General features: G+C 69.3%; 3 protein-coding genes. 2 read left to right on the plus strand and 1 reads right to left on the minus strand.

Going from position 1 to position 2376, the window contains the following annotated elements; all coding sequences use genetic code 11:
* Nucleotides 1-100: 100 nt before the first annotated feature.
* Entirely contained in the window at nt 101-1165 is a 1065-nt protein-coding gene (locus tag EEJ42_RS32195) for a tetratricopeptide repeat protein (protein WP_184503372.1), read from the minus strand.
* 142 nt (nt 1166-1307) lie between these two features.
* On the opposite strand from EEJ42_RS32195, the gene EEJ42_RS51280 reads away from it, so the two are divergent.
* Nucleotides 1308-1688 carry a hypothetical protein gene (locus tag EEJ42_RS51280; protein ID WP_184503373.1) on the plus strand — a complete coding sequence of 127 codons (381 nt, stop codon included), beginning with the start codon at nt 1308-1310 and terminating at the stop codon, nt 1686-1688.
* A gap of 394 nt (nt 1689-2082) precedes the next feature.
* Nucleotides 2083-2376 (plus strand): CBS domain-containing protein (locus EEJ42_RS32200; protein WP_246097533.1); only part of this gene is annotated, 294 nt, incomplete at its 3' end.

Genomic DNA, 2376 nt, shown 5'->3' on the forward strand with positions numbered 1-2376 from the left:
ACTGAGCGGGATAGTTGGCAACTGAGCAGGTTGGATGGTCACACGGTCTCGTGCGGAGGGCGTCCCACTCGGGCGTGCCCCAGGCCTCCAGCCGGCGGCGTCACGCCGTCAGCGCCGCCTCCACCTTCGCCAACTCCTTCTCCGGATCGGCCATCCGGGACAGCACGTCCAGGTCGTCCCGGCTGTAGCGGGCGCTCACGTCGTCGTCCCAGCGTGAGGCGGCGGTCCGCAGCGGCTCGATGGCTTCCGCGAGGCGGCCCAGCCGGTGCAGGACGAGTCCGTGGTACCCGGCTGCCTCCGTCCTATACGCGGAGTCGCCGCCTTGTTCCCAGGCCATACGGAGGAACGGTTCCGCCTCGGCGCACGCGCCGCGCTGGGCCTTCAGTTTGCCCGCGAGCATGGCGTTCAGCGGGGACCCGTCACCGGCCGCACGCACATACCAGCGCTCGGCTTCCTGATAGTCCCGGTGGTACTCGGAGAGCCACCCCATCTGATGGCACGCCTCGTGGTGGCCCGCCTCGGCGGCTGTCCGGTACCACTGGTCGCGCAGCGTGGGCCTGCGCAGCGCGCCGTACAGCTCCGCGAGGTCGTACGCCGCCTGTGGGTCCCCGGCCAGCGCGCCGGGTTTGATCCAGCGGACCAGGTGGCGGTCGTCCGCGCCGCCCCAGTCGCCGAGGATCCTCCCGTACGCGTACGAGGCGTGTACGTCGCCGGCCTCGGCTCGCTCCCGCAGCCTCGGCAGTCGGCGCAAGTCCTTGCCGGGGGCGATGGCGCCGCCCGCCCGGATCGCGGCGATCCGAGCGAGCTGCTCGACGACGTCCTCGTCGTCCTCACCGACCTCCCGGAACCAGCTTTCGGCCTCCTCGTACCGCCGCTGCCGCTTGCACAGGAGCCCGAGGTTCCACTGGGCCGGCTGAAGCCCGTGGGCGGCCGCAAGGCCGTACCAGAGCTCGGCGTCGCCGAGGTCGCCGCGCTGCTCGTGCAGAACACCGAGTGCGTACGCGGCGCCTTCGTAGCCCTCCTCGTGGGCTTGGAGCAGCAGGCCGCGGGCCTCGGGCCAGGACGCCTCGCCGCCGGTCTCCGTCAGGAACGCGGCGTGGTCCGCGCGGGCGGAGGCGCTGAGCGCGGAAGCCCTGCTGTAGTAACCGGCGGCCTCGGTCGTCAAGCCCGGGTAGTCGCGGAAGTGCTGTTCCAGGTCGAAGAGCGGGGCAGCGCCTCGGCGGCGGCATCCCCATCCCCGGCGGCCTCGGCGGCATCGAGCCCCGCCGCGACGCGGTCGAGGTCCTCGCGGATCGACTCGAAGAGCTGTGCCAGCGAAAGACCGCGATGTCGCCCAGATCGATGTCGCTCATCAGAAACTTCGCCGCCTCATCGAGCCGCCCCTCTGCCGCGAGCAGCTTGCCGAGCTCGATCTTGCAGTCGAGGTTGCGTCCTCGCTCCCAGCCGCGGCGGAACCAATCGGCGGCCTCCGGATCACCATCCTCGCGGAGCAGTACGCCGAGTCCGTAGGCGCACCCGGCGTGCCGTTCGGCGACGGCGCGGTAGAGCGCGTCGGCGGCCTGCCGATCGCCCCGGATCTTCCGGTACCGGGCAAGGGTGTAATGCGAGAAGGCGTCGCCGGCCGCCACGGACATCGTGCCAGGTCCGGATCCGAGCAGCTGTCCACGACCGGAATGCGCTGGGTGTAGATGACGTGCGAACGATGTACCTCGACTCGGATCGAGGCGACTGGCACTCCCGGAAGATCCGTGCCCAGCATCGCCGCCACCTGGCCAACGGTGTATGGCGAGGCATCCATGTCATCGATCGGCAACTCCATCACCCTGAGCGACCGCTTACCGCATCGACCAGGGAAAAGGCCATCGATCTTACGGATCGCCTGCCCGAAAGCTTACAGCGATGGACCTGATCGGTTCTTGATCACCGTCCTTGATGCACACCTCCGGGAACAGAAACCCTTCCGCAGAACGAGGCACGAGCAGTTCGCCGGGTACTCGGAACCGCGAAGGCTGCTGCACAGCCCAAGGGGGGATCCTTCAGGCACTGAGGAGCGTTCCCATGTCGCAGCGTATTCGAGAGATCATGACCAGTCCTCCTGTCACGGTTCAGCCGCAGACCCCCGTGGCCGATGTCGCCCGCCGCATGCGGGAGGAGAACATCGGCGACATCCTGATCACCGAAGGGGATCAGCTCCGCGGCCTGATCACGGACCGGGACCTGGTGGTACGGGTACTTGCCGAGGGCGGGGACCCCGGCGCCAAGCCCGTTCAGGAGGTCTGCAGTGAAGACGTGGTCGCCGTCTCCCCCGACGATGACACCGACCGAGCGGTGCAGCTGATGCGGGAGCGGGCCATGCGCCGACTGCCCGTCGTCGAA

Origin of the sequence: Streptomyces botrytidirepellens, from assembly GCF_003721215.1 — a bacterium.
Lineage (GTDB): Bacteria > Actinomycetota > Actinomycetes > Streptomycetales > Streptomycetaceae > Streptomyces > Streptomyces himastatinicus.